We start from the raw sequence: 7,012 nt of genomic DNA, 5'->3' as shown, positions 1-7,012 counted from the left end.
GGTGAGGGGTGCGACCTCTCCGGATACGGCGAACCTCTCACCCCGGCCCTCTCCCGAACGCGAGAGGGGGCGGGGTCGCGGATCCGGTGACGGTGCGCGCGCCGCCTCTGCGGACGTGTCCCGATGAACCCGTCCCGCATCTTCATCCTGAGGCCGGTCGCGACGACGCTCCTGATGCTGGCGATCCTGATCGTCGGCCTCGTCTCGTACCTGAACCTGCCGGTCTCGGCGCTGCCCTCGGTCGACTACCCGACGATCCAGGTCCAGACCTTCTATCCCGGCGCGAGCCCGGAGGTGATGACCTCGTCCGTGACGGCGCCGCTGGAGCGGCAGTTCGGGCAGCTCGCCAACCTCAACCAGATGACCTCGCAGAGCTCGGCGGGCGCCTCGGTCATCACCCTGCAGTTCAGCCTCGACCTGCCCCTCGACATCGCCGAGCAGCAGGTCCAGGCCGCGATCAACGCGGCCGGCAACCTCCTGCCCTCCGACCTGCCGGCACCCCCGATCTACGCCAAGGTGAACCCGGCCGACGCACCGATCCTGACGCTGGCGCTCACCTCGAAGACGATGGCGCTGACGCAGGTGCGCGACCTCGCCGAGACGCGGCTCGCCCAGAAGATCTCCCAGGTCGCGGGCGTCGGCCTCGTCAGCATGGGCGGCGGCCAGCGCCCGGCCGTGCGGGTGCGCTTCAACGCCCGCGCGCTCGCCGCCTACGGCCTCAACATCGACGACCTGCGCACCACCATCACCAACCTCAACGTCAACACGCCGAAGGGCACGATCGACGGGCCGACCCAGTCCTACGCGATCAACGCCAACGACCAGATCCGCGACCCGAAGACCTACCAGGACGCGATCATCGCCTACCGCAACGGCGCCCCGGTGCGCCTGTCGGACGTGGCCGACGTGGTGGACGGGCCCGAGAACACCAAGCTCGGCGCCTGGATGGACGAGACGCCGGCGGTCATCCTCAACATCCAGCGCCAGCCCGGCGCCAACGTCATCGCCACGGTCGACAAGATCAAGGCGCTGCTGCCCCAGCTTCAGGCGACGCTGCCCGCCGCCATCACGGTGACGCCGCTCACCGACCGCACGGTCACGATCCGCGCCTCCGTCGAGGACGTGCAGTTCGAGCTGGGGCTCGCCATCGCCCTGGTCGTGATGGTGATCTTCCTGTTCCTCAGGAGCCTCTCGGCCACCCTGATCCCGAGCCTGTCGGTGCCGCTCTCGCTCGTCGGCGCGCTCGCGGTCATGGACCTCTACGGCTTCTCCCTCGACAACCTGTCGCTGATGGCGCTCACCATCGCCACGGGCTTCGTAGTGGACGACGCCATCGTCGTCATCGAGAACATCGCCCGACACGTGGAGGACGGCGACTCGCCGCTGGAGGCCGCGCTCAAGGGCTCGCGCGAGATCGGCTTCACCATCATCTCGCTCACCGTCTCGCTGATCGCGGTGCTGATCCCGCTCCTGTTCATGGGCGACGTGGTCGGGCGGCTGTTCCACGAGTTCGCGATCACGCTGGCCGCCACCATCGTGATCTCGGGCGTCGTCTCGCTCACCCTGGTGCCGATGCTGTGCGCGCGCCTCCTCAAGCACGCGCCGGAGGGGCACGCCGCCCGCCGCGAGGGCCTCCTGTCGCGGATGGGCCGGGGCGCCCTGGACCGCACCATCGCGGCCTACGGGCGGGCGCTGCGGGTGGTGCTGCGCCACCAGGGCCTGACGCTGCTCGTCACCCTCGGCACGGTGGCGCTGACCGGCTACCTGTTCGTGGTGATCCCGAAGGGCTTCTTCCCCGTGCAGGACACGGGCGTGATCCAGGGCATCACCCAGGCCGACCAGACGGTGTCCTACGCGGCCATGGCCGAGCGCCAGCAGCGGCTGGCGAGCCTGATCCTGAAGGACCCTGCGGTGGCGAGCCTGTCCTCCTTCATCGGGGTCGACGGCCAGAACGTCACGCTGAATTCCGGCCGCTTCCTGATCAACCTGAAGCCCCGCGACGAGCGGACGGCCTCGGCCAGCGCCGTCATCGACCGGCTGAAGCGGATCTCGGGCGCGGTGCCGGGCGTGCGCCTCTACATGCAGCCGGTGCAGGACCTCACCATCGACACCGCGGTCTCGGCCACCCAGTACCAGGTGATCCTGGAAAACCCGAACCTCGACGAGTTCGAGACCTGGGTGCCCCGCTTCGTGGCGGCGCTGCAGCGCTCCCCCCTCCTGTCGGACGTGGCGAGCGACCTCCAGGGCAGCGGGCTCTCCGCCTACATCACGATCGACCGGCCGACCGCGGGCCGCTACGGCATCACCCCGGCCACCATCGACAACGCCCTCTACGACGCCTTCGGCCAGCGCATCATCTCGACGATCTTCACCCAGTCGAACCAGTACCGGGTGATCCTGGAGGCGGACCCGGACCTGCACAAGACGCTGGAGAGCCTCAACACGATCTACCTGCCGTCCTCGACCGCGACCTCGGGCCAGGTGCCGCTCTCGGCGGTGGCCCGCGTCAGCGAGCGGCGGGCGCCCCTCCTCATCAGCCATCTCGGACAGTTCCCGGCCACCACCGTCTCGTTCAACCTCGCCCCCGGCGCGGCGCTCGGCCAGGCGGTCGAGGCGATCGAGCAGGTGCGCCGCGAGATCGACCTGCCCCCGAGCTTCCGCATCGTGCCGCAGGGCTCGGTCTTCGCCTTCCAGGCGGCCCTCGGCAACGAGCTGTTCCTCGTGCTGGCGGCCATCGTCACGGTCTACATCGTGCTCGGCGTCCTCTACGAGAGCTTCATCCACCCGATCACGATTCTCTCGACGCTGCCGTCGGCCGGCATCGGGGCGCTTCTCGGGCTGATGCTGTTCGGCCTCTCCCTCGACGTGATCGCGATCATCGGCATCGTGCTCCTGATCGGCATCGTGAAGAAGAACGCGATCATGATGATCGACTTCGCGCTCCAGGCGGAGCGCGAGGAGGGGATGAGCCCGCCCGACGCGATCTTCGAGGCCTGCCTGCTGCGCTTCCGCCCGATCCTGATGACGACGCTCGCGGCCCTCTTCGCGGCGGTGCCGCTCATCCTCGGCACGGGCGTCGGCTCGGAGCTGCGCCAGCCCCTCGGCATCTGCATCGCCGGCGGCCTCATCGTCAGCCAGGTGCTGACGCTCTTCACCACCCCGGTGATCTACCTCGCCTTCGACCGCCTGGAGCGGCGCGTCACGGGCCGGCGCGAGGGGGGCGTGCCGACCGGCGGGGCGCTGCCGTGAGCGCGCCTCTGCAAGATCCGCGCGGCACCCCCTCTCCCGTCCGGGAGAGGGTCGGGGTGAGGGGTGCGCGCTTTCCGGGAAGACCTGATCCCTCGCCCGGTCCGCTCGCGCGGACTCGACCTCTCCCGCACGGGAGAGGTGAGCGGCGCCCGATCCTGCGACGCCTTGCCGTTCGTAGGCCTCGAAGTGCGAACCGCCAAGCCGGCACGGGAGCGGCGAGGCGCGCAAGGTCCAGGCCGCTCATCCCGGGAGCGCGTCCGTGAACGTCTCGGAGCCCTTCATCCGGCGCCCGGTCGCCACCACGCTCCTGACGATCGGGGTGCTGCTCGCGGGGCTGTTCGCCTTCCTGAAGCTGCCAGTGGCGCCGCTGCCGCAGGTCGACTTCCCCGTCATCCTCGTCCAGGCGCAGATGGCCGGCGCCTCGCCCGAGACCATGGCGACGACGGTGGCGGCCCCGCTCGAGCGCCGCCTCGGCGCCATCGCCGACGTCAACGAGATGACCTCGACGAGCTCCACCGGCACGGTGCGCATCGTCCTGCTGTTCGGCCTCAACCGGAACATCGACGGGGCGGCGCGCGACGTGCAGGCGGCGATCAACGCCGCCCGCGCCGACCTGCCGACGGCCCTGCGCACCAACCCGACCTACCGCAAGTTCAACCCGGCCGACGCGCCGATCCTGATCCTCGGCCTGACCTCCGACACCCTGACGCCGGGCCAGCTCTACGATTCCGCCGCCACCGTCGTGCAGCAGAAGATGTCCCAGCTCCCGGGCGTCGGGAACGTCGACATCGGAGGCTCCTCGCTGCCGGCGGTGCGCGTCGAGCTCGATCCGACGGCGCTGTTCCACTACGGCATCGGGCTCGAGGGCATCCGCGCGGCGCTCGCCTCCGCCAACGCCAACTCGCCGAAGGGCGCCATCGAGACGGAGGCGCGCCGCTACCAGCTCTACGCCAACGACCAGGGCCGCACCGCCGCCGACTACCGCGACATCGTCGTGGCCTACCGCAACGGGGCGGGGGTGCGCCTCACCGATGTCGGCCAGGTCGTCGACGGGGTCGAGGACCGGCGCAACCTCGGCCTCATCAACGGCAAGCCCGGCGTCATCCTGTTCATCTACAAGCAGCCGGGCTCGAACGTCGTCGAGACCATCAAGGGCGTGAAGGCGGCGATCCCGCAGGTGCAGGCGGCGCTGCCCGGCGACATCGACCTGACCATCACGGGCGACCGCAGCGCCACGATCCGCGCCTCGCTGGCCGAGACCGAGGAGACGCTGCTCATCGCGGTCGGGCTCGTCGTGTTCGTGGTCTTCGTCTTCCTGCGCTCCTGGCGGGCGACGCTGATCCCGGCGGTCGCGGTGCCGATCTCCATCGTCGGCACCTTCTCGGCGATGTACCTGTTCGACTACTCCCTCGACATCCTGTCGCTGATGGCGCTCATCATCGCCACGGGCTTCGTGGTCGACGACGCCATCGTCGTCCTGGAGAACATCCAGCGCCACATCGAGCAGGGCAGGCCGCGCATCGAGGCGGCCCTGCTCGGCGCCCGGGAGGTCGGCTTCACCGTCATCTCTATGAGCCTGTCGCTCGTCGCGGTGTTCCTGCCGATCCTGCTGATGGGCGGGCTCGTCGGGCGATTGTTCCAGGAATTCGCCGTGACGCTGTCGCTCGCGATCCTGATCTCGCTCGTGCTCTCGCTCACCACCACGCCGATGATGTGCGCGCGCCTCCTCAAGCCGGAGCCGCACGGGGCCGCGGCGCGGCGCCCGAACCTGCTCTTCCGCATCCTGGAGGGCGGCTTCGAGCGGATGCTGCGGGCCTACGAGCGCACCTTGAGCACGGCGCTTCGCCACCGCCGCCTCGTGCTGCTGTCGCTCTTCGCCACGATCGGGCTCAACGTCTACCTCTACGTCATCGTGCCGAAGGGCTTCTTCCCGGAGCAGGACACGGGGCAGATGATGGGCGGCATCCAGGCCGACCAGCGCATCTCCTTCCAGTCGATGGAGCAGAAGCTGCGGCAGGCCACCGCCATCGTGCAGGCGGACCCGGCCGTCGACAACGTGGTCGGCTTCACGGGCGGGCGCGGCACCAACTCGGCCAACGTCTTCGTGAGCCTGAAGCCGCGCGGGGAGCGCGCCTCGATCACCGAGGTCATGAACCGCCTGCGCCCGAAGCTCGCGCAGGTGGCGGGCGCGCGCCTGTTCCTGTTCCCGCGCCAGGACCTGCGCATGGGCGGCCGCCAGAGCTTCGCGCAGTACCAGTACACGCTCCAGGGCGACACGGCGGAGGAACTCTACGCGGCGGCCCCCCAACTGCTCGCGGCGCTCCAGAAGAACCCGATCTTCGCCGACGTCACCTCGGACCAGCAGGAGGGCGGCCTGGAGAGCCGGCTCGTGATCGACCGCGCCACGGCCTTCCGCTACGGCATCACGCCCGACAAGATCGACAACACCCTCTACGACGCCTTCGGCCAGCGGCAGGTCTCGACGATCTACAACCCGCTCAACCAGTACCACGTCGTGATGGAGATCGCGCCGCGCTACCTGCAATCGCCCGAGACGCTCAAGATGATCTACGTCTCGACCTCGGGCGGAAAGGCGCGGGGCTCGGCCACGACGAACGCGGTCGCCGGCACGGTGGCGGCGAACGGCACCGCCAACACCAACGGCACGGGGGCCGCCGCGACGGTCGACACCAGCGCCACCGACCCCTCGGCGACGGCCGCCGCCATCGCGAGCGACTCGGCCCGCAACGCCGCCTCGAACGCCATCGCGGCGAGCAAGGGGGGCGCCTCCTCGAGCGCGCCGGTGTCGAGCGCCAAGGAGACGATGATCCCGCTCTCGGCCTTCGCGCGGCTGGAGACCGGCAACGCCCCGGTGCAGGTGAGCCACCAGGGCCTGTTCGTGGCCACCACGATCTCGTTCAATCTCGCCACGGGCAAGAGCCTGTCGGACGCCACCGCCGCGATCGAGGAGGCGATGGCCTCCCTCAGGCTGCCCGCCACCATCCACGGCGAGTTCGCGGGCGCGGCCAAGAACTACCAGGCCTCCGCCTCGCGCCAGCCGCTCCTGATCCTCGCCGCGATCCTCGCCGTCTACACGATCCTCGGGATCCTCTACGAGAGCTTCGTGCACCCGATCACGATCCTCTCGACGCTGCCCTCGGCCGGCATCGGGGCGCTCCTCGCGCTTCTCGTCTCGGGGACCGAGTTCACGGTGATCGCGCTCATCGCCGTGTTCCTGCTCATCGGCATCGTGAAGAAGAACGCCATCATGATGATCGACTTCGCCCTCGACGCGGAGCGCAGCCGCGGCGCCTCCCCGCGCGACGCGATCTTCGAGGCCTGCCTCTTGCGCTTCCGGCCGATCATGATGACAACGCTGGCCGCGCTGCTCGGCGCGGCGCCCCTGATCCTCGCCGGCGGCGAGGGCTCGGAACTGCGCCGGCCCCTGGGCATCGCGATCGTCGGCGGCCTGATCGTGAGCCAGATCCTGACCCTCTACACGACCCCCGTCGTCTACCTGTACCTCGACCGGATGCGGCACCGGGTTCTCGCCCGCCGCCGCCGTCCGGGCACCGCCCCGCTGCCGGCCGCCGAGTGATGCGCGTCCTCCCGCAGGAATCAGGTCCCGCCCGCGCGGGGCGGCGCGCCGCGCAGCGCCCGGACCGGGCGCCGCCCCGCCTCTCCCGTCCGGGAGAGGTCGAGTCGGCGTCAGCAGACCGGGTGAGGGGTGCGACCTCTTTGGAAACGGCGAACCCCTCACCCT

Annotated in this window: 2 protein-coding genes; both read left to right on the top strand. The window is 70.1% G+C overall.

Features of this window, described 5'->3' with window-relative positions; translation table 11 throughout:
* Positions 1-123: 123 nt before the first annotated feature.
* Complete coding sequence (locus tag MOX02_RS03885; RefSeq protein ID WP_147024416.1) at positions 124-3,249, top strand: MdtB/MuxB family multidrug efflux RND transporter permease subunit; 3,126 nt, start codon at positions 124-126, stop codon at positions 3,247-3,249.
* 259 nt (positions 3,250-3,508) lie between these two features.
* Positions 3,509-6,847 (top strand): efflux RND transporter permease subunit, encoded by a 3,339-nt coding sequence (locus tag MOX02_RS03880; RefSeq protein WP_147024415.1) that lies wholly within the window; start codon positions 3,509-3,511, stop codon positions 6,845-6,847.
* Positions 6,848-7,012: the final 165 nt, after the last annotated feature.

It is taken from the genome of Methylobacterium oxalidis (genome assembly GCF_007992195.1).
GTDB lineage: Bacteria > Pseudomonadota > Alphaproteobacteria > Rhizobiales > Beijerinckiaceae > Methylobacterium > Methylobacterium oxalidis.
This window is presented reverse-complemented; position numbering and strand designations above follow the sequence as displayed.

Bases quoted from the DNA above. Each gene is read 5' to 3' on its own strand.
- MOX02_RS03885 (WP_147024416.1), top strand. From the start codon at position 124: ATGAACCCGTCCCGCATCTTCATCCTGAGGCCGGTCGCGACGACGCTC.